The following is a 19,749-nucleotide window of genomic DNA, read 5'->3' as shown; positions in this document are numbered from 1 at the left end:
GATCCCTCCCCTTGGAAGGGACGGACGATCCCTTATTCAGCGCCGCTTCGCAAGCGGGCGGAAAGATGAGGGGGTCAGGCCGCCTGGTTCCGTGCGGCGAGATCGACCTCGGCCTTGATGCATTCGGCAAGCAGGAAGGCGAGTTCAAGGCTCTGGCCGGCGTTGAGGCGCGGGTCGCAGTGCGTGTGATAGCGGTCGGCGAGCGCCTCGTCGGTGATCGCCATCGCGCCGCCGGTGCATTCAGTGACGTTCTGGCCGGTCATCTCGGCATGGATGCCGCCCGCGTGCGTGCCTTCGGCGCGGTGCACCGCGAAGAAGCCCCGCACCTCGGTGAGGATACGGTCGAACGGGCGCGTCTTGTAGCCGCTGCCCGACTTGATCGTGTTGCCGTGCATCGGGTCGCACGACCAGACGACGTGGCGCCCCTCCTGCTTCACGGCGCGAACGAGCGGCGGCAGGCCGGCTTCCACCTTGTCGTGGCCGAAGCGGCTGATGATGGTGATGCGGCCCGGGACGTTCTCGGGGTTCAGCGTGTCGATCAGGCGGATGAGCGTGTCCGGCTGCAGGCTCGGGCCGGCCTTCAGGCCAAGCGGGTTGCCGACGCCGCGCAGGAACTCGATATGCGCCGAGCCTTCGAAGCGTGTGCGGTCGCCCACCCACAGCATGTGCGCGCTGGTGTCGTACCAGCGGCCGGTCAGCGAATCCTGCCGCGTCATCGCCTGCTCGTAGCCGAGCAGCAGCGCCTCGTGGCTTGTGTAGAAGTCCGTGCCCTTCAGCTGCGGAACCGTTTCCGGGCTGATGCCGCACGCTTCCATGAAGGCGAGCGCATCGCCGATGCGGTCGGCGACGTCCTTGTATTTCTCGGCCCATGGCGAGCGGCCCACGAAATCGAGGTTCCACTTGTGAACCTGATGCAGGTTCGCAAAGCCGCCCTGCGCGAAGGCGCGCAGCAGGTTGAGCGTTGCGGCAGACTGCATGTAGGCGCGGAGCATACGCTGCGGGTTTGGTTCCCGCGCCGCGCTTTCGAAGGTAATGTCGTTGACGATGTCGCCGCGGTAGCTTGGCAGCGAAACGCCGTTCAACTCTTCCATGTCCGCCGAGCGGGGCTTGGCGAACTGGCCGGCAAGGCGGCCTACCTTCACCACCGGCATCCGGCTGGCGAAGGTCAGCACCACCGCCATCTGCAGGAGCACGCGGAACGTGTCGCGGATATGGTTCGGGTGGAACTCGGCGAAGCTTTCGGCACAGTCGCCGCCCTGGAGCAGGAAAGCCTTGCCCGCCGCAACATCGGCAAGCTGGGCTTCGAGCGCGCGCGCTTCGCCCGCGAAGACGAGCGGCGGATAGCTCGAAAGCTCGCTTTCCACGGCTGCAAGTGCTGCCGTGTCCGCATAGGCAGGAAGCTGCCGCGCTTCGGAATTGCGCCAGCTGGCCGGGGCCCAGGATTGGTCGGACGTCTTCATCGCGCGCCTTTTGGCGTGTCACTTGCACGAGCGCAAGCAATGCTTTCTTGGCCCCCCGGATGCTTCCGCCACGCCATTTGCGGCAGAGATTTTTTCATCATGGTTAACGCCATCGTAACAATTCATCGCAAAAGAAGGGGCTAAGACAATGAATGCGCTTGATATTAATCATTTATGCGTACATTGTTCACATATTCCGGGGGGACAGGGGAAACTCCGATGCTGAAACAGTCGCCGGTTTTTGAACGCAAGGCACCAAGCAGCTACCATCACGGCAATCTTCAGGAGGCGCTGCTGAACGCCGGTCTGGAGCTTCTGGAGCGGCGAGGCTGTGCTGAGCTTGCGCTGCGCGAAGTCGCCCGCGAGGTGGGGGTGAGCCCCGCTGCCGTCTATCGCCACTATACCTCGAAAGAGGCGCTGCTCACCGCAATGGCTATCGAGGGCTTCAAGCGCCTGACAGCCGTGCAGATCGAGCCGGTTTCGAATGCCGTGGTGACGCCGGTGCGCTTTGCCGACATGGGTCGCGCTTATGTTCGCTTCGCGGTCCGCAATCCCGCGCTGTTCCGCCTTATGTTCAGCGATCAGGTCGATTCCAGCCGCGACGCCGCGCTGATGTTCGCGATCGAACCGCTCACCGGCAACATCGAGGATGCCGTCGCCCGCCTTGCGGGGCCGCGCTTCTCGTCCGCGATGCGGCGCAAGGCGGCGCTCCGCGCCTGGTCGCTGGTGCACGGCCTGTCCATGCTGCTTATCGATGGCCAGCTGCGCATCGCGCACAGCGAGATCGACCGCATGATCGAGGCCGTTGTCGACCCCAATCACGCGCTCGCCATCTAACGCATCAGCACGAGTTCTTCCGCCATCGTCGGGTGGACGGCTACGGTTTCGTCGAGCTGTGCCTTGGTCAGCCCCGCCTTCACGGCAATCGCAAGCGGCTGCATGATCTCGGCCGCGTCCGGCCCGATCATGTGCGCGCCAAGGATGCGGCCTGACGCTTCATCGACGACCAGCTTGTAAAGCGACCGTTCGTTCCGACCCGCCAGCACGTTCTTCATCGGCCGGAAGTCGGAAGCATAGACGCGCACCGAGCCATAGGCATTGCGCGCCTGCGATTCGGTGAGGCCGACGGCCGCAATCGGCGGATGGCTGAACACGGCGGACGGGATGCAGCTATGATCGACCCGCCACGGCTTGCTGCCGAACACGGTGTCGGCAAACGCGTGGCCCTCTCGGATCGCGACGGGGGTCAGCTGCACGCGGTCGGTCACGTCGCCGACGGCATAGATGTTCTCGACGTTGGTACGGCTGTCCGCATCGACCTTGATCGCGCCGTTTTCCGCCAGTTCGACGCCGACCGCCTCAAGGCCCAGACCGTTACTGTTTGGCGGCCGACCGATTGCGTAGACGAGGAGATCGGTCTCGATCGGCGTGTCCTTCCCGGCATGGACGAGCAGGCTACCGTCCGCCTGCTTCTCGACCTTGTGGAACGGCGCGTTGAAACGGAAATCGATGCCCTTTGCCGTGCTGATCGCCTGCAGGCGCTCGGCGAGCTGCTGGTCGTATTCGCGCAGCAGGCGGTCGCCGCGCAGAAGCAGCGTCACCTTCACGCCGAGTGCATTGAAAATGCCGGCGAATTCGTTGGCAATATAACCGCCGCCCGCGATCACGACGCGCTTCGGCAGTGCTTCGAGATGGAACACCTCGTTCGAGGTGATCCCGTGCTCAGCGCCTTCGCAGTCCGGGAAGCCGGGACGTGCACCGGTTGCGATCAGGATCTTGTCGGCAGTGACTGTCTTGTCGCCGATCCGCACCGTGTGCGCGTCCTCCAGCACGGCGCGGCCTTGGAGAATCGTCACCTTCTGGCTTTCGAGTGTTGAAATATAGGCTTTATTGAGCCGGTCCACCTCTGAAAGGACATTGTCTCGCAGCGTCGTCCAGTCGAAGCGCTTGCCTTCCACCGTCCAGCCGAAGTTCCGCGCGTCTTCAAGGTCTTCGGCGAAATGTGCACCGTAGACGAGCAGTTTCTTCGGCACGCAGCCGCGAATCACGCACGTGCCGCCGACTCGGTACTCCTCGGCAATGGCAACGCGCGCACCGTGGCCCGCGGAAATCCGCGCCGCGCGTACCCCGCCCGAACCGGCGCCGATGACGAAGAGATCGTAGTCGTATGCGTTCATATTTGCGGTCCGGCCCTTTGTGGCAGTAGATTACGGCTGTGTAGCGTTTGGCTAAAGTGTCCGCCAACGTGGGGGAAGGTAAGGTGAGATGACAACGGTCGCAACGGCGCCTCAGGACATACCTGCCCGGCGCAAGGTACTGCTGGTGGAAGATTCACCACTTATTGCCATGTCGCTCGAAACACTGTTCGAGGATATGGACTGGGAAATGCAAGGCCCGGCTACCCGGCTTGAGGAGGCGCTCAAGCTTGCCGAAACGACGGATGCCGATATCGCGCTCCTCGATGTCAACCTCGACGGCGAGTTGAGCTGGGCGGTCGCGGACGTGCTCAAGGCCCGCGGCGTGCCCTTCGTGTTCGCAACCGGATACGACGGCGCATCAATGCTGCCGGACGCACACTGTGATGCGCGGCTCGTGAGCAAGCCGTTCCAGATCACGGAGCTTGAAGTCCTGCTTCGCGAGATGGTCGGCGAAGAGCTTTAGCCGAGACGTTCCCGGGCGGCTTCCCAGTTACGGCCGTCGAAGGCTTCGACGGCGAAGGTCAGCGATGCGTAGTCGTCGAGACAGCGCGCGTTGACGCTGTACCCGTCCGGGTGCGAGCGCGGCACGTAAAAGCTCTTGATCCCGCAGGTCTTGCAGAAGAGGTGGCGGGCGATCCCCTCACCGAAACGATACTCGCCGAGATTATCGTCGCCCGACAGCAGGCGGAACTCGGCCTTCGCCGCGATGAGGTGCAGGAAGCCCGTCGCCGCGCACATGGAGCAATTGCAGTCGAGCAGCGGGATGGGCCCGTCTTCAACGTCCACCTCGAATCGCACCGCCTTGCAATGGCAGCCGCCTGAGAGCGTCTTCATTCGACGGTGACGGATTTCGCAAGGTTGCGCGGCTGGTCGACGTCCGTGCCCTTGGCCACCGCCACGTGGTAGGCGAGCAGCTGCACGGGCACGGCGTAGACGAGCGGCTGGATGAGCGGGTGGCAGTCCGGCATCTCGATCGTCGCGACCGCGCCGTCACCCGCCTTGGCGATGCCCGCGGCGTCGGAGATCAGCACGATGCGGCCGCCGCGCGCAGCAACCTCCTGCATGTTGCTGACGGTCTTTTCAAAGAGCGGGCCCGAGGGCGCGATGACGATGACGGGAACGCTGTCGTCGATGAGTGCGATCGGGCCATGCTTCATCTCGCCTGCCGCATAGCCTTCGGCGTGGATGTAGCTGATCTCCTTCAGCTTCAACGCGCCTTCGAGCGCCATCGGATAGTCCGGGCCGCGGCCCAGGTAGAGCACGTCGCGCGCCGCGGCGACGAGCGGCGCCATCTTCTCGATCTCCTCATCATGGGCGAGCGCGGCATTGAGCGCGGCGGGCGCTTCGGCGAGGTGCTTCACGATCTCGCGTTCTTCGTCGGCGGTCATCTTGCCTTTGGCGCGTGCGAGGTTGGCCGCGAAAGCAGCAAGCACGGCAAGCTGGCAGGTGAACGCCTTCGTCGAGGCAACCCCGATCTCCGGGCCCGCGTTGGTGGGGAGAAGCAGATCTGCCTCACGGGCCATCGAGCTGGTCGGCACGTTGACGACGACCGCGATCTTCTGGCCTTCGGTCCGGCAGTGACGGAGCGCGGCGAGCGTGTCCGCGGTTTCGCCCGACTGGCTGATGAAGAGTGCGAGCCCGCCGGGCTCCAGCACCGGTTCGCGGTAGCGGAATTCGGAGGCGACATCGATGTCCACCGGCACGCGCGCGAACTTCTCGAACCAGTATTTGGCGACGAGACCAGCGTAGTAGCTGGTGCCGCAGGCGACGATGGTGACGCGCTTTACCTCGGCGAGGTCGAACTCGGGGATGGGGAGGGCCACCTTGCCGTCGAGCGGCTTCAGATAGGCTTGTAGCGTCTGCGCCACGACCACCGGCTGCTCGAAGATCTCCTTCTGCATGAAGTGGCGGTGGTTGCCCTTGTCGATCATCGCGCCGGAGACGCCTGAGAGCGTTACTTCGCGTGTGACGGGATTGTTGTCGCGATCGAAAATCTCGATCTTCTCGCGGCTGAGTACGGCCCAGTCGCCTTCCTCGAGGTAGGCGATCTTCTGCGTCATCGGCGCGAGCGCCAGCGCGTCGGAGCCGAGATAGTTCTCGCCCTCGCCGAGCCCGACGACGAGCGGTGCGCCGAGGCGGGCGCCGACGAGCAGATTGTCGTGACCCTTGAACATCATCGCGAGAGCGAACGCGCCGTGCAGGCGCGGCAGCACGGCCTTCACCGCTTCGATCGGGGCCTTGCCGCTCTCAAGCTCGCGCGCAACGAGGTGGGCGACGACCTCCGTATCGGTTTGGCTCGCGAAGCTGCGGCCCTCGGCAGAAAGCTCGTCGCGCAGTTCCTTGAAGTTCTCGATGATGCCGTTGTGAACAAGCGTCACGTCGCCCACGATGTGTGGGTGCGCGTTGTCTTCGGTGGGCGCACCGTGGGTCGCCCAGCGCGTGTGGGCGATGCCGACGTGGCCGGGCAGGGGATCGAGCGCGAGCTTCTTCGCGAGGTTGTCGAGCTTGCCTTCAGCGCGACGGCGATCGAAATGCCCGTCCACGATCGTGCAGACGCCTGCCGAATCATAACCGCGATACTCAAGCCGGCGGAGGCCCGCCACGAGCTGGTCGGTGACGTCGCCTTTACCGAGAATTCCGATGATGCCACACATTACTTCGCCGCTTTCTTTTTGGCCGTCATTGCCTCGCGGAACCGCGCGGCCCAGCCGGGTTTGCTGTCCTGAACACCGCGCGCGACTGCGAGCGCATCGGCCTCCACATCCTTCGTCATCACCGAGCCTGCGCCGACGATCGCGCCGTCACCGATCTTCACGGGCGCAACAAGCGCGCTGTTGGAGCCGATAAAGGCACCCGCGCCGATTTCCGTCTTGTACTTGAAGAAGCCGTCATAGTTACAGGTGATCGTGCCTGCGCCGATGTTGGCCTTCGTGCCCACGCTGGCGTCGCCGATGTAGGAGAGGTGGTTTGCCTTCGCGCCTTCGGCGAACACGGCTTTCTTTGTTTCGACGAAGTTGCCGATTTTGACGCCCTTCGCGAGATCCGTGCCGGGGCGGAGGCGGGCGTAGGGCCCGATTTCCGCTTTTTCGCCGACCTTTGCGCCTTCAAGATGCGAGAAGGCATGAATGCGTGTGCCAGCGCCCACGGAAACGCCGGGGCCGAAAACGACATTCGGTGCGATGCTCACATCCGCCGCAATCTCGGTATCAAAGGCGAAGAACACGCTGCCGGGATCGGTCAGCGTAACGCCTTCCTTCATGAAGTGGTTGCGACGCTCTGTCTGGAAGCGTGCTTCGGCGACCGCAAGTTCGGCGCGGCTGTTGATGCCCATCACCTCGGCTTCGGCCGTTTCGACGACGCGCGATGTTCGGTCATCCTCCTTGGCGAGCATGATGATGTCCGGGAGGTAGTACTCGCCCGCTGCATTGTCGTTGCCAACGCGTTCCAGTAGCGGCCAGAGGTCCGCGGAGCGCACAGCGAGCAGGCCGGAATTGCAGAGATCGATAGCGCGCTCGACCGGTGAGGCGTCCTTGAACTCCACCATCTTCCGGATAACCCCGTCATCGGCGTCGATACGCCCGTAAGCGCCGGGGTCGGTCGCGCGGAAGCCGAGAACGACGGCTGCTGGTGCATCTTTCTCGTTGTGAAGCTTCGAAAGCATCAGACGCATGGTCGCGCTCTCGATGAACGGCACGTCCCCATACAGCACGAGTATGTCACCGTCGAAACCCTCAAGCGCAGCCTTTGCTTGAAGCACGGCATGGGCGGTGCCGAGTTGCGGTTCCTGTGTCACCACGACGGCTCCGGTGTCCGCGACTGCGGCCTCCACCTGCTCGCGCCGTGCGCCCACGACGACGACGGTGCGTTCGGGCGCAATCTCGTCCACGCTTGCCATCAGGTGGAGCAGCATCGCCCGCCCGCCGATGGGGTGCAGCACCTTGTGCGTTTCGGATTTCATCCGCGTGCCCATTCCGGCAGCGAGGATGATGGCGGCGACGGGGCGGCGGCTCATGAAAATCTCACAGACTCAATCAATTCCTGCGGTGCCTGTGCCATATCGGGATTGCCATTTCCATAACGCCGGGCAAAAGGCTTGCATGAATCCGACACCACCCTCCATCGTTTTCGACCTAGACGGCACGCTCGTCGATACTGCCCCGGACCTTGCGGCGGCGATGAACCACGTTCTGGCGCATTTCGGCCGGGCGCCCGTCGATCCCGAAGCCGTGCGCCACATGGTCGGCCACGGCGCACGCCGCACGATCGAGCGCGGCCTTGCGCTTACGGGCGGAGGGGATGAGTCGATGCTCGACGCGGGTGTGCCGGTATTCCTCGAATTCTACGGTGCCAACGTCTGTGTCGGCTCGCGGCCGTGGGAAGGCGTCGAGGCATCACTCACCGCCCTCGCGGATGCAGGCGCCCGCATCGCGATTTGCACCAACAAACCTGAACGGCTTGCCGTGGACCTCATCGACGCGCTCGGCTGGGGCGACCTGTTCGATGCGATCCTTGGCGGCGACAGCCTGCCGGTCAGGAAGCCCGACCCTGCGCACGTGCTCGAAACATTGGTGCGGATGGGCGGCGATCCGGCGCGCGCTGCGTTCGTGGGCGATTCGCGGCCCGATGTGGAAGCCTCACGCGCGGCGGGAATCCCGGTTGTGCTCACCAGTTTCGGCTACAGCGACGTGCCGCCCGACACGCTCGGCGCGGACGCGATGATCGACCATTTCGATGCGCTGGTGCCGACGCTCAAACGGGTTGCGCCTGCTCTTTTCGTCTGAGTGCCTTGCGCACGAGGTGCTGGGCCAGCATCAGCGGCGGCATCCGCAGCCAGTGCCCCCGGATGTAGAGCAGCCGATCGCTGAGCTTCGCGCCCTGGTGCCCGAAGCGGTCGCGCCCGCCGAGCTTACGGAGCGCGAGCCGATCAACGAGGTCCATGCGGGCGACCAGCGTTTCCGGTACGTCCGTTCCATAGAGTTGCCGGGCAAGCCGCAGAGCGCGCGACAGTGGTGTTCGAAGCTGGTGCCGCTCGGCCGCAGCGGCGAGCCCATCCCAAAAGCCTTCGGTGCGCGCGAAATCGGTCGCGAGACAGTGAATATCCCAGAGATTGCGCGCGCCGCCCTCGAACTCGCCATCGTAGGCGACGTGCGCGGCGCTGTGCAGCAGCATCTCCGCCGGACCGAGCACGAACAGGCCGTCCGCCACAGCCACGCGGCTTTCGATGAGCGCATCGGCGTCCGGCTTCAGCCGCGCGGTGAGCGGCAGGATCGTGTGGTGCACGTCGATGACACCGCCGCGCTCCTTATGCACCATCGGCGGCAGCTCGTGCATCCATGTACGGTAATAATGGTCGTCGTAGGCGTTTTCCTTCGCCTGAAGCCATCCATGCGCCAGCAGTGCGGCTTCGACCGCGGGAAGCGCTGCGCGTGGCACGAGAATGTCGAGATCGCCGATTCGCCGCCCCTGCGCGACGGGCAGTCCGGCATGGAGATATGCGGAGCCCTTCATCAGGATGACGGGACAGCCCACATTCCTGAGCGCTAGCGCGGCGCGGTCGATTTCCCACCGAGCGGCGAGGTGATCGCCGCGGGTGATGTCGCGCTCTTCGGTGAGACATGTCCGAGCCCCCCCGGGAAGCGCCTCCCACAGCGGCACAGCGCGCTCTGCGACCGTTCCCAGCAGCCTCTCGGCGCGCCCGACGCGGATAAGCGCGTTCCAGTCATCCGCCGACAGTCCCCGCATCGATTCGGGCTCGGCGAGCGCGCGGTGCAGGATCGCGGCCGGCGTCATGCCGTCACCTTGCGCCACAGCGTCTCGAAAAGTTCGAGCGCGTCGTCGCTCGATCCGTACATGATATCAAAGGCCGGCGCGTGCGCGAGGCAGCGCCAGACGGCCTCGAACCCGGCTTCGCCCATCAGTGCCTGATTGGTGGAGGAGGCGGCGAGGCGCACGTAGGTTTCGGTTCGTGTCATCGGCCGCCACGCCGGCGCGGCGTTCTCGCGGAAGTGCGGAGCGACGACGAGCGCGATCTCGGCGGGCGTTTCCATCGTGTCGATTGCAGCGCCGGGCGGCAGCAGGTGCCGGATCGTGCCTTTCACCGTGCCTTCAAGCACCGGCCCGAAGCGGTCCGCAGGTGCGCGCGCTTCCATCGCCGCGATCGAAGCATTCTTGAGCGAAATCGGACGGGGGAAGGGGTGCAGCAGGGGCGCATGGAGATCGAGCAGCGCGAATTCGTCGCCGAGATGGCGCCAACCCTCGCGGTACGCCAGCAAGGCCGACAGCGTGCTCTTGCCCGCGCCCGAATCGCCGATCAGCAGTGCTGCCTTGTCTCCGTTTGCGGACGATGCCGCATGAACCACGACATGCCGTCGGTAGCCGACCGCCATCTGCAGGTTCATGCCCATTTCGAGGCCGAGCATTCCCAGGTCAACGGGCAGCGGCAGCGTGTCGAAGGGCTCGAAATCGCATTCGAGCCTCAGGTTCGGCTTCACCCACCTTCGCAGTGGGCTCGAAGGGACGGCACTCACGGCATAATCGTAGATGCCGTCTGCCGTTTCGGCCGGATAGTCGCGGTAGAGCGCGTTCACCTCGTCGATGACGCGCCGGAAGGGCGAGCGCAGATGGAAGGACGCCGGGCCGATCCGCAGCGTCCGGGACGGCCAGCGGTCAGGCGTCATGCGATGCGGTCGATAATGTCCATCGCGGCCATTTCATTGAGCCGCGCGGTGACAACGCGGGCGATATCGTCGCCTTCGCCGTCGAGATCATGATGCTGTGCAAGCTGTTCGCAAACCTCCCCGATGCCGAGCGTTCGCCCGTGTAGCAGGTCGAGGATGGCGACGACAGCCGGGGAGACGACGTGCGTCATCCCAGAAGGCCGATGATAGACGAGCGTAAGGTCGTCGACGGGGCGCACGACATAAGCATCCCGCGCCGCGGCGCGGTAGCGCATGTCGGTGCCGCCCGTCAGAGCTTGTGAACGAGCGAGGTGAGGCAGGTGAACCCGCTCTGACCCGGCTTCAGGTTCTTGATATACTTGAGGTGGGCGTCGAACTGCTTCGTCGAATAGATACCGTCAGGCAGTCGGCCGGACTGCTGATAGTCGACCAATTCCTGACCGTAGTAGTAGCCCTTGGGCGGGGGGGCGTAGCATTTTGTCTTGCCGCCGCTGCCACCGCCGCCGCCGTAACCGCCGCCGCCATAGGCCACCATGCCTTCGTCATCGGCCGAGTCCATATCGTAGCCGTAGGCGTCGTAGCCCTTGCCGTCGGTGTCGCAGACCTTGTCGATCGGGATCTGGCACATGGCGAGCGATGTTGTCGCCCCGCCACCACCACCGCCGCCACCGCCGTGGTAGCCGCCGGTCGCCCATGCGGGACGCAGCGTGACAACCGCGGGTGCCGCCACCGCACCGAGCCGCAACAGGGCGCGCCGCGAGGCCTTGCCTTCAGCCAGCTCCATCTCGTCGCTTTTGCGTTCGTCTGTCATAAGCCTGTCCCGAAATCCTTCGAATACACTTTATACGCCGTCTTGCCCTCATGGGAAGCAAGGACCATACCATTGCTGCGTTTCTAATGGGTTGCGAAGTAAACGGCGGCCTGAAAAGCGAAAGTTGTAAAACGTGCCGACATCTGTGGGCGATGACCTGAACGCTGAAGGTGCCGGCTGGAACCGGTGGATCGCGGTCGCTTCGGCGGTCGTGCTCGCAGCGGCCGCGGGCTATGCGTTTGCGTGGCAAGAGGTGATCGGCGCGGCCGTGCTCGCGCTGCTTGCGGCGGCGGCCGGAGCGTTCGCCGCGCGCCCGCCGCGAAAGCTGCCGGAGCCAGCCGCGGAAGGCTCCGCAAGCATAGACGACGTGCACCCGTCGATCACGCTCGACTCGCTCGAGAACGCTGCCGTGCTGGTCGATCGCAACTTCGGCATTCTCGCCATGAACGCCGAGGCGGTGGACGCCTTCGGTGCCCATGCGCTTGGCGAGGATATCCGCATCGCCATCCGACATCCGGCTGTGATCGAGACGGTGACGACCGCGATGCGGCAAAACCGCGATTCGATCCGCGAGATCGAGGGGATCGGGCGGCATTCCACGGTGTTTCGCCTGCGCGCCGGCCCCGCGGGCGATGCGCGCCTTCTGCTGTCGTTCGCCGACGTTTCGCCCGCGCGGCTCGCCGAACGGATGCGCGCCGACTTTGTGGCGAACGCCAGCCACGAACTCAGGACGCCGCTTGCGACGCTTGTCGGCTTCATCGAAACGCTGCAGGGACCGGCCGCGAACGATCCGGCGGCGCGCGCGCGCTTTCTTGACGTGATGGCGAATGAGGCCGCGCGCATGACCCGGCTCGTCGACGATCTGATGTCGCTTTCGCGCATCGAGCTCGACAAGAATATTCGCCCGCGTGAGATCATCGACCTCGCGCCGGTGTTCGAAAATGTGGCGACGACCTCAGCCGTGGCGCTGGAGGCGGACAAGCGCCAACTCGTGATGAATCTCGATCCCGAACTGCCGCAGGTGATCGCGGACAAGGACCAGGTGCTTCAGGTGCTCCACAACCTGATGACCAACGCGATCAAATATGGCCGCACCGGCACGCCGATCACGGTTACAGCGGAGCGGGCGAAGGCTTTGCAGGGCGAAGTCGTACGCATCGCCATTGCCGATGTGGGCGACGGCATCGCAGCCGAGCATATCCCGCGCCTCACCGAACGCTTCTACCGCGTCGATACGGGTCGTTCGCGGCGCCTTGGCGGCACCGGGCTCGGTCTCGCCATCGCCAAACACATTGTCGAAAGGCATCGCGGAACGCTGGAAATCACCAGCGAGCAGGGGGTCGGTACCGCGATCAGCTTCACTTTACCCGCATCGGTGTCACAAATTTGAAAAGATGACACCACACAAGCGCGCAGAACGAGCAACCGGGCGAATCAATCCGCCGCACCGTCGCGGCAGTGGGCGTATCAACGGGAAAGGATGAAGGCGAGCGTGCCGAAAGGTCGGCAATGCACGCCGTTCGATCATGTCAGCAGCTGCCCTGATCCTCGCCCTGCTTGGTCTGGCTGTCGCAGCGTATCTCGCTGCCCGTGCCCGCGCAGCCGCCTTCGCGGGTGGACAGACGTTCGCGAGTGCGGCGGACAGAATCTCCTCCGTCCACTCACGCCCCGCCTATCACGGTTGGTACGTCGCGCTCTGGGCGCTGGTGCCTGCGCTCATCCTGGTGCTGGCGTGGTCGGTTGTTGGAGAGAACATCGTTGCGGACCGCACGATCGCCTCGCTTCCGGCTGAAAGCCAGCCGCAGACGATGCTCGACCGGCAGGCTTTCCTCACCGAGGTGCGCGGCGTCGTCTCGGGACAGCTCTCGGGCGCGTTCAACCCTGCAGCCGATGCGGCGGTGCCGATCTACCGCTCTATCAAGACTCAGTGGTCGCTGGTGATTGCAGGCCTTGCGGCGCTGCTCGCGATGTCTGGCGGCGGCTTTGCATGGCTGCGCGTGCGGCCGCACTTCCGGGCGCGGCCGCGGGTCGAACGGTTCATCATGATTGTGCTGGTGTTGTCGTCGCTGGTGTCGATCCTCACCACCTTCGGCATCGTGCTTTCGCTTATCTATGAAAGCGTCGAGTTCTTCCGGCGCGTGTCGCCGATCGAGTTCCTGTTCGGCACCAACTGGAGCCCGCAGACGGCGATTCGCGCCGATCAGGTCGGGTCGTCGGGTGCGTTCGGGGCGGTGCCGCTGTTCTGGGGCACGATCTTTATCGGTGCGATCATCGCGATGATCGTCGCGATCCCGCTGGGACTCATGTCGGCGATTTACCTGACCCAATATGCAAAGCCCGGCTCGCGCAAGATCATGAAGCCGATGCTGGAGGTGCTCGCTGGCGTGCCGACCGTGGTCTACGGCTATTTCGCGGCGCTCACCGTCGCGCCCGCCGTGCGCGAATTCGCCCTCTCGATCGGCATTTCGAACGCTAGCTCGGAGAGCGCGCTGGCGGCTGGCGTGGTCATGGGCATCATGATCATCCCGTTCGTCTCCTCGATGGCGGATGATTCGATCACCGCCGTCCCCGCCGCGATGCGCGACGGCAGCCTCGCAATGGGCGCCACCACTTCGGAAACGATCAAACGCGTGCTCATTCCGGCCGCGCTGCCCGGCATCGTCGGCGGCGTGCTTCTGGCGGTCAGCCGCGCGATCGGTGAAACGATGATCGTGGTGATGGCCGCGGGCCTTGCCGCTAATCTTACGGCGAACCCATTCCAGTCGGTAACGACCGTCACCGCCCAGATCGTACAGCTCCTCACCGGCGATCAGGAATTCGATTCGGCGAAGACGCTCTCCGCGTTCGCGCTCGGCCTCGTGCTGTTCGTGGTGACGCTGTGCCTCAATATCTACGCGCTCGCGGTCGTGAAGCGCTACCGGGAAGCTTATGAATAGCCCGCGCGTACAGACCGACTGGGCCTCGCCCGTCATGCAGGCGCGCGTGCGGCGGCGCTATGCGAAGGAACGCCGATTCCGCTTCATGGGATTTGCGGCTCTGGCGCTGGCGGGCGCGTTCCTGTTTTTCCTTCTGGGTACGATCTTCGCCAACGGGTACACAGGGTTCCTGCGCACCGAAGTGAAGCTCGCGGTTGAATACGATCCGTTCACGCTCGGCATCGACAGCAGCGCACTTGCAGGTCCGGGCGGCGAGAATGCGCTCAACACGGCGAATTTCCAGGGCTTGATGACCGCAGCGGCGAATGCGCGCGCGCAGAACCTGGGTATTGCCGCGAAGGATATGGTGAGCGAAGGTGCATGGCTCGCGCTACGCGAAGCCGTGCGCGCCGATCCCGGCCTCATCGGCAAGCGGGTTGATGTGTGGGTGCCGACATCCGGCGATTTCGACCTGCTCGGCAAGGGGCTCATCGAGCGTAATGCCCCTGAAGCAAACCGCCCGGTGTCGGACGCGGAGGTCGCGGCGTTCGACAAGCTCAAGGCCGATGGCGCGGTCCGAACCACGCTCAACACTACGTTCCTGACGATGGCGGATTCGACGAGCCCGGAGCTCGCCGGGATTTGGGGCGCAGCAAAAGGTTCGCTGCTCACCCTCGTCGTCACATTGCTCCTCTGCTTCCCGATCGGCGTCATGACGGCGATCTATCTTGAAGAGTATGCGCCGAAGAATCGTTTCACCGACATGATCGAGGTCAGCATCAACAACCTCGCCGCTGTGCCTTCCATCATCTTCGGCCTCCTCGGTCTCGCCGTATTCCTCAACTTCTTCGGGATGCCGCGCTCGGCGCCGATCGTCGGCGGCCTTACCCTTGCATTGATGACGCTGCCCGTGATCGTCATCGCGGGGCGCATCGCCATCAAGTCGGTGCCGCCGTCGATCCGCGACGCTGCGCTCGGCGTCGGCGCCTCGCAGATTCAGGTGGTGTTCCATCATGTGCTGCCGCTGGCGCTCCCCGGCATCCTCACCGGCACGATCATCGGTATGGCGCGCGCACTCGGCGAGACGGCGCCGCTGCTGATGATCGGTATGCGCGCCTTCGTTACCGATGTACCGGGCGGCCTCACCACCCCTGCGACGGTGCTTCCGGTGCAGATCTTTCTTTGGTCGGACGAGGTGGCGCGCGGTTTTGTCGAGAAAACCTCGGCGGCGATCATCGTGCTCCTCGTTTTCCTGATGCTGATGAACGGCGTCGCGATATACCTCCGCAACAAGTTCGAGAAACGCTGGTGAACGATATGATGGCGACCATGACGGCGAATGCGGAGGCGGTGGTGTCGGCACCGCCCAAGATGACGGCCCGCGACGTCAAGGTCTTCTACGGCGAGAAGCAGGCGCTGAACGGCGTCTCCATCGACGTGCACACCGATCTCGTCACGGCTTTCATCGGTCCGTCGGGCTGCGGCAAGTCCACCTTCCTGCGCTGCCTCAACCGCATGAACGACACAATCGATGCGGCCCGCATCGAAGGCCGTATCGAGCTGGAAGGGCACGACATTTACGCGCCGGATATGGACGTCGTGCAGCTTCGCGCGCGCGTGGGCATGGTGTTCCAGAAGCCAAACCCGTTTCCCAAATCGATCTTCGAGAACGTCGCCTACGGCCCGCGCATCCACGGGCTTGCATCCACCAAGGCGGAACTCGACACGATCGTCGAGCGGAGCCTGGTGCGCGCCAGCCTCTGGAACGAGGTGAAGGACCGGCTGCAGGACAGCGGTACGGCGCTTTCGGGCGGCCAGCAGCAGCGCCTGTGCATCGCGCGCGCCATCGCCGTCGATCCCGAGGTGATCCTGATGGATGAGCCGTGCTCGGCGCTCGATCCCATTGCCACCGCGAAGATCGAAGAGCTGATCGATGACCTGCGCGGCCGCTATGCGATCGTGATCGTCACGCACAACATGCAGCAAGCGGCGCGCGTCAGCCAGCGCACGGCCTTCTTCCATCTGGGCACGCTCGTCGAATACGGCGATACGTCGGATATCTTCACCAATCCGCGCGAGCAGCGTACCAAGGACTATATTACCGGCCGCTTCGGCTAGGAGGCAGGAACGCCATGAACACCACGCCCACCGCGCACACGGTCAAATCTTTCGACGACGATCTGCGGCAGTTGCGCCTGCTCATTGGAGAGATGGGCGGGCTTGCGAAGGATCAGGTCGATCGCTCGGTCGCCGCCATCATTGCGCGCGATGCGGAAGCCGCGCAGGCGGTCGTCCAATCGGACCCGCGCATCGACAAGATCGAGGCCGAAGTCGAGCAGCTCGCCATCGCTACGATCGCGCGCCGCGCGCCGCTGGCCGACGATCTTCGCGAGGTGATCGCTGCGCTCAAGATTTCCGCGGTGATCGAGCGTATCGGCGACTATGCCAAGAACAATGCCAAGCGCGTGAATTCGATCGCACAGGATTCCCCGATCCGTCCGATGGTGATCGTGCCTGAAATGGCGCGCATCGTGTCGCAGATGGTGGACGACGCGCTCGACGCCTATGCGCGCCGCGATCCCGAACTCGCGCGCGACGTGTGGAAGCGCGACAATTCGGTCGATGAATATTATAACAGTCTATTCCGGGCGCTGCTCACGTTCATGATGGAAAATCCCCATCACATCACGCCCTCAACGCACATGCTGTTCATCGCCAAGAACCTTGAGCGTATCGGCGATCATGCCACCAACATCGCCGAGGTTGTTTATTATTCCGCCACGGGTGAGCATCTGACCGATCGGCAGAAGGCCGACGAAACCGTCTATACGGTCAGCGAAGACGTCGAAGGCGAACAGGAGCGATAGCGACATGAAGCCGAAGATTCTGGTGGTCGAGGACGACGCGAACCTCGTCGAGCTGATCCGGTACAATCTGGAGCAGGAAGATTTCGCGGTCGTCAGCACCGAAGACGGCGAGGAAGCGCTGGTGCTCGCGGACGAGGAGAAGCCCGATCTCGTGCTTCTCGACTGGATGATCGTCAACCTTTCCGGCATCGAAGTCTGCCGTCGGATGCGCCGCGAGCCGGCGACGGCCAACCTGCCGATCATCATGCTCACTGCGCGCACCGAAGAGGCGGACCGCATTCGCGGCCTTGAAATCGGGGCCGACGACTACATCACGAAGCCCTTCAGCCCCCGCGAACTCGTCGCGCGCATCCGCGCCGTGCTGCGCCGCCTGCGCCCGGCACTTGCCGGGGGCAACCTCGAATACGCGGGCATCTTCATGGATACGACCGCGCACAAGGTCACGCGCGACGGACAGTCCGTGGCGCTCGGCCCCACGGAGTTCCGTCTGCTGCGGCACTTCCTCGAACATCCGGGCCGCGTCTTCTCGCGCGAGCAGCTTCTGGATTCGGTGTGGGGTCGCGACGTCTACGTCGAGCAGCGCACCGTCGATGTGCACATCCGCCGTCTCCGGAAGGCGATCAACCTTGACGGTCTGCCCGATGTGATCCGCACGGTGCGCTCGGCGGGTTATTCGCTCGATACGGACGGCCGCCGGGAAGCTGTCGCATAAGACGGGTTTTCGCAGGCGTGGCGCTTCGCTAGGCAGTCCCCGATTTCGTTTTCGGGGAGCCGTGCATGACCATCGATTTCAAGGATCGCGTTGCTATCGTCACCGGCGCTGGCGGCGGTCTCGGCCGTGAATACGCGCTGGAGCTGGCAGCGCGCGGCGCGAAAGTCGTCGTCAACGACTTCGGCGGCGCTCGCGACGGCAGCGGCGGGTCGGCCACGGCTGCGGAAGTCGTGGTCGCGGAGATCGAGGCAAAGGGCGGCACCGCGGTCGCAAACCCCGCGAGCGTTACCGATTTTCCAGCGGTCGAGGCGATGGTCTCCGACACGCTCTCGCGCTGGGGTCGTGTCGATATCCTCATCAACAATGCGGGTGTGCTGCGCGACAAGAGCTTCGCGAAGATGACGCTCGACGATTTCCGCTTTGTGCTCGACGTTCACCTGATGGGCTCGGTGAACTGCACCAAGGCGGCGTGGGATGCGATGCGTGACGCCGGCTACGGCCGCATCCTCATGACCTCGTCGTCGACCGGCCTTTACGGCAATTTCGGGCAGGCGAACTATGGCGCAGCGAAGCTCGGTCTCGTCGGCCTGATGAAGACGCTCGCGCTTGAGGGCGCCAAGTCGAATATCCACGTCAATTCGATCTTCCCGGTCGCGGGCACGCGCATGACCGAGGATGTCATGCCCGAAGAGATGCTGCGGCTTCTTGCGCCGAAAAACGTGGTTCCGGCCGCGCTTTACCTCGTCAGCAACGTGGCGCCCACGAGCACGATCCTCGGGGCCGGGGCAGGGGGTTTCCACGCTGCGCACGTGACGCTGACGCACGGCATCATGGTGCCCGAGGCGGACCGCACGGTGGAAACCGTCGCGGCGCGGATCGCAGAGATCACCGACCGCGCGGGTGAGACCGTGCCGACGAACGGCGCTGAGCAGGGCAGTCTCGTCCTGTCGCGGCTGGGCGAGTTGAAGGCTTAAACGTCCACCAGCTTCAAGAGCTTGCGCTCCAGCGGGGCGAGCAGCGGCGACAGCTCCTGGCCCCGGCGCAGTACGGCGCCGGCCTCGCCGATCAGCAGGTATTGCCCCTGCCGCGTACGCAGCTCCGGGCGTTTCACGATGCGGATCTCGGGCCGCTCCGATGCACGGCGGAAGGCTGAAAAAACGGCTTCTTCGCGCGTCATATCCACCGCGTAGTCGCGCCAGAGGCCTGCGGCGACCATGCGGCCGTAAAGGCTCATGATGTGGTTCAGCTCGTGGCGGTCAAAGAAGACCTGGGTGGGGCCACGCCCCGCAAAAAGGGGCGTGACGTTGTTCATGCCTTCCGGGCGGAGGCCCCCGGCTTGGCAGGCTTGAGGTCGGCCGGAGTCAGCTCCGCCAGCCGCTTGCGCAGCGTCTCCACCTCGCAGCGCAGGATTTCCAGCTGCTGCGTCTGCGGATCGAATTTCTCGCTGCAAGGCGTGCCATAGGGCACGAAGTCCTGCGTTTCCGGCTTCACCTCGACGAGTGTGGAGCGTGCCGGGATGCCGACCATCGTCGCGCCCTCCGCCACATCCTTGGTCACGACCGCGTTCGCGCCGATGCGCGCCCCCGCACCCACGGTGATGGGGCCGAGGATGGCGGCGCCGAGACTGATGATGACGCCATCCCCGATCGTCGGGTGCCGTTTGCCGGCGACGCCGTTCGTCGGATTCGTGCCGCCCAGTGTCGATCCCTGGTACATCGTCACATCGTTGCCGATCTCGGCAGTTTCGCCGATCACGACGAAGCCATGATCGATGAACAGCCGTTCGCCGATTTTCGCTCCGGGGTGAATGTCGATGGCGGTCAGCGCACGCGAAAGATGGTTCACGAAGCGCGCGAGGAAGAACATCTCGCCGCGATAGAGCCAGTGCGCCACGCGGTGCAGGCCGAGCGCGAGGACGCCCGGATACAGCAGGATTTCCCAGCGCGAGCGCGGAGAGGGGTCGCGCGCCTTCACCGAATCAAGGTAGGCAACAAAGGTGTCGAACATGGCGATGAACGCTTCCCCGGCTCGGTCTGATCTCAGCCAAATCTAAGGCGCGAAGGGTGGAATTGCCAGCCCCCCGCGCAGAGGGTGCGGAAAGCCCGCCCG

General features: G+C 64.4%; 21 protein-coding genes. 10 read left to right on the top strand and 11 right to left on the bottom strand.

Annotated elements, in window-relative coordinates; all coding sequences use genetic code 11:
• Positions 1 to 74: 74 nt before the first annotated feature.
• Positions 75 to 1,460 (bottom strand): 3-deoxy-7-phosphoheptulonate synthase class II, encoded by a 1,386-nt coding sequence (locus AAC014_RS08540; protein ID WP_339706925.1) that lies wholly within the window; start codon positions 1,458 to 1,460, stop codon positions 75 to 77.
• Positions 1,461 to 1,679: 219 nt separating this feature from the next.
• Between AAC014_RS08540 and AAC014_RS08535 the strand changes: the two genes are divergently transcribed.
• Positions 1,680 to 2,297, top strand: a complete 618-nt coding sequence (locus AAC014_RS08535) for a TetR/AcrR family transcriptional regulator (RefSeq protein WP_339706922.1) — start codon at positions 1,680 to 1,682, stop codon at positions 2,295 to 2,297.
• Here the strand turns inward: AAC014_RS08535 and gor are convergent.
• Positions 2,294 to 3,637, bottom strand: a complete 1,344-nt coding sequence (gor, locus tag AAC014_RS08530; RefSeq protein WP_339706919.1) for a glutathione-disulfide reductase — start codon at positions 3,635 to 3,637, stop codon at positions 2,294 to 2,296. The two genes, AAC014_RS08535 and gor, sit on opposite strands and share 4 nt — an antisense overlap.
• An 88-nt stretch (positions 3,638 to 3,725) precedes the next feature.
• Here gor and AAC014_RS08525 point away from each other — a divergent pair, with 88 nt between their 5' ends.
• Complete coding sequence (locus AAC014_RS08525; protein WP_339706916.1) at positions 3,726 to 4,121, top strand: response regulator; 396 nt, start codon at positions 3,726 to 3,728, stop codon at positions 4,119 to 4,121.
• On the opposite strand, the gene AAC014_RS08520 is transcribed toward AAC014_RS08525, so the two are convergent.
• The 3 genes from AAC014_RS08520 to glmU are packed head-to-tail and all read right to left on the bottom strand — an operon-like array spanning position 4,118 to position 7,670.
• The gene (locus AAC014_RS08520; RefSeq protein ID WP_339706914.1) at positions 4,118 to 4,492 is read right to left on the bottom strand and encodes a GFA family protein; all 375 of its coding nucleotides are present in this window, start codon (positions 4,490 to 4,492) and stop codon (positions 4,118 to 4,120) included. The two genes, AAC014_RS08525 and AAC014_RS08520, sit on opposite strands and share 4 nt — an antisense overlap.
• Positions 4,489 to 6,312: a glutamine--fructose-6-phosphate transaminase (isomerizing) gene (gene glmS, locus AAC014_RS08515; protein WP_339706911.1), complete on the bottom strand. Its 1,824-nt coding sequence runs from the start codon at positions 6,310 to 6,312 to the stop codon at positions 4,489 to 4,491. Before glmS ends, AAC014_RS08520 begins: the two co-directional genes overlap by 4 nt.
• Positions 6,312 to 7,670: a bifunctional UDP-N-acetylglucosamine diphosphorylase/glucosamine-1-phosphate N-acetyltransferase GlmU gene (gene glmU / locus AAC014_RS08510; RefSeq protein ID WP_339706909.1), complete on the bottom strand. Its 1,359-nt coding sequence runs from the start codon at positions 7,668 to 7,670 to the stop codon at positions 6,312 to 6,314. The genes glmS and glmU overlap by 1 nt, the downstream gene beginning before the upstream one ends.
• 85 nt (positions 7,671 to 7,755) lie before the next feature.
• On the opposite strand from glmU, the gene gph reads away from it, so the two are divergent.
• Entirely contained in the window at positions 7,756 to 8,439 is a 684-nt protein-coding gene (gene gph / locus AAC014_RS08505) for a phosphoglycolate phosphatase (RefSeq protein ID WP_339706907.1), read from the top strand.
• Here the strand turns inward: gph and AAC014_RS08500 are convergent.
• Genes AAC014_RS08500 through AAC014_RS08485 form a run of 4 tightly spaced genes read right to left on the bottom strand, consistent with a single transcriptional unit; the run spans position 8,408 to position 11,146 of the window.
• Positions 8,408 to 9,448, bottom strand: a complete 1,041-nt coding sequence (locus tag AAC014_RS08500) for a nucleotidyltransferase family protein (RefSeq protein WP_339706904.1) — start codon at positions 9,446 to 9,448, stop codon at positions 8,408 to 8,410. The genes gph and AAC014_RS08500 overlap by 32 nt on opposite strands.
• Positions 9,445 to 10,335, bottom strand: a complete 891-nt coding sequence (locus tag AAC014_RS08495) for an HprK-related kinase A (protein WP_339706901.1) — start codon at positions 10,333 to 10,335, stop codon at positions 9,445 to 9,447. Before AAC014_RS08495 ends, AAC014_RS08500 begins: the two co-directional genes overlap by 4 nt.
• The gene (locus AAC014_RS08490) at positions 10,332 to 10,610 is read right to left on the bottom strand and encodes an HPr-rel-A system PqqD family peptide chaperone (protein WP_339706898.1); all 279 of its coding nucleotides are present in this window, start codon (positions 10,608 to 10,610) and stop codon (positions 10,332 to 10,334) included. Before AAC014_RS08490 ends, AAC014_RS08495 begins: the two co-directional genes overlap by 4 nt.
• 14 nt (positions 10,611 to 10,624) lie before the next feature.
• A complete protein-coding gene (locus tag AAC014_RS08485; RefSeq protein ID WP_339706895.1) occupies positions 10,625 to 11,146 on the bottom strand; it encodes a hypothetical protein in 522 nt (173 codons plus the stop codon).
• A gap of 133 nt (positions 11,147 to 11,279) precedes the next feature.
• Here AAC014_RS08485 and AAC014_RS08480 point away from each other — a divergent pair, with 133 nt between their 5' ends.
• The 7 genes from AAC014_RS08480 (at position 11,280) to AAC014_RS08450 (ending at position 18,614) form a co-directional block, all read left to right on the top strand.
• A complete protein-coding gene (locus AAC014_RS08480) occupies positions 11,280 to 12,536 on the top strand; it encodes an ATP-binding protein (protein WP_339706892.1) in 1,257 nt (418 codons plus the stop codon).
• Between the two features lie 136 nt (positions 12,537 to 12,672).
• Entirely contained in the window at positions 12,673 to 14,082 is a 1,410-nt protein-coding gene (gene pstC, locus AAC014_RS08475) for a phosphate ABC transporter permease subunit PstC (protein WP_339706889.1), read from the top strand.
• Entirely contained in the window at positions 14,075 to 15,373 is a 1,299-nt protein-coding gene (gene pstA, locus AAC014_RS08470) for a phosphate ABC transporter permease PstA (protein WP_339706886.1), read from the top strand. The genes pstC and pstA overlap by 8 nt, the downstream gene beginning before the upstream one ends.
• A 5-nt stretch (positions 15,374 to 15,378) precedes the next feature.
• The gene (pstB, locus tag AAC014_RS08465) at positions 15,379 to 16,179 is read left to right on the top strand and encodes a phosphate ABC transporter ATP-binding protein PstB (protein ID WP_339707855.1); all 801 of its coding nucleotides are present in this window, start codon (positions 15,379 to 15,381) and stop codon (positions 16,177 to 16,179) included.
• Between the two features lie 14 nt (positions 16,180 to 16,193).
• Positions 16,194 to 16,928, top strand: a complete 735-nt coding sequence (phoU, locus tag AAC014_RS08460) for a phosphate signaling complex protein PhoU (protein ID WP_339706883.1) — start codon at positions 16,194 to 16,196, stop codon at positions 16,926 to 16,928.
• A gap of 4 nt (positions 16,929 to 16,932) precedes the next feature.
• Positions 16,933 to 17,640, top strand: a complete 708-nt coding sequence (phoB, locus tag AAC014_RS08455; protein ID WP_339706880.1) for a phosphate regulon transcriptional regulator PhoB — start codon at positions 16,933 to 16,935, stop codon at positions 17,638 to 17,640.
• A 65-nt stretch (positions 17,641 to 17,705) separates the two neighbouring features.
• Entirely contained in the window at positions 17,706 to 18,614 is a 909-nt protein-coding gene (locus AAC014_RS08450) for an SDR family NAD(P)-dependent oxidoreductase (protein WP_339706877.1), read from the top strand.
• Here AAC014_RS08450 and AAC014_RS08445 read toward each other — a convergent pair.
• Positions 18,611 to 18,952 (bottom strand): DUF2794 domain-containing protein, encoded by a 342-nt coding sequence (locus AAC014_RS08445; protein ID WP_339706874.1) that lies wholly within the window; start codon positions 18,950 to 18,952, stop codon positions 18,611 to 18,613. The two genes, AAC014_RS08450 and AAC014_RS08445, sit on opposite strands and share 4 nt — an antisense overlap.
• Complete coding sequence (gene epsC, locus AAC014_RS08440; RefSeq protein WP_339706871.1) at positions 18,949 to 19,647, bottom strand: serine O-acetyltransferase EpsC; 699 nt, start codon at positions 19,645 to 19,647, stop codon at positions 18,949 to 18,951. Before epsC ends, AAC014_RS08445 begins: the two co-directional genes overlap by 4 nt.
• Positions 19,648 to 19,749: the final 102 nt, after the last annotated feature.

The organism is uncultured Sphingosinicella sp. (assembly GCF_963974575.1).
In the GTDB taxonomy this organism is placed as follows: Bacteria; Pseudomonadota; Alphaproteobacteria; order Sphingomonadales; family Sphingomonadaceae; genus Sphingosinicella.
This window is presented reverse-complemented; position numbering and strand designations above follow the sequence as displayed.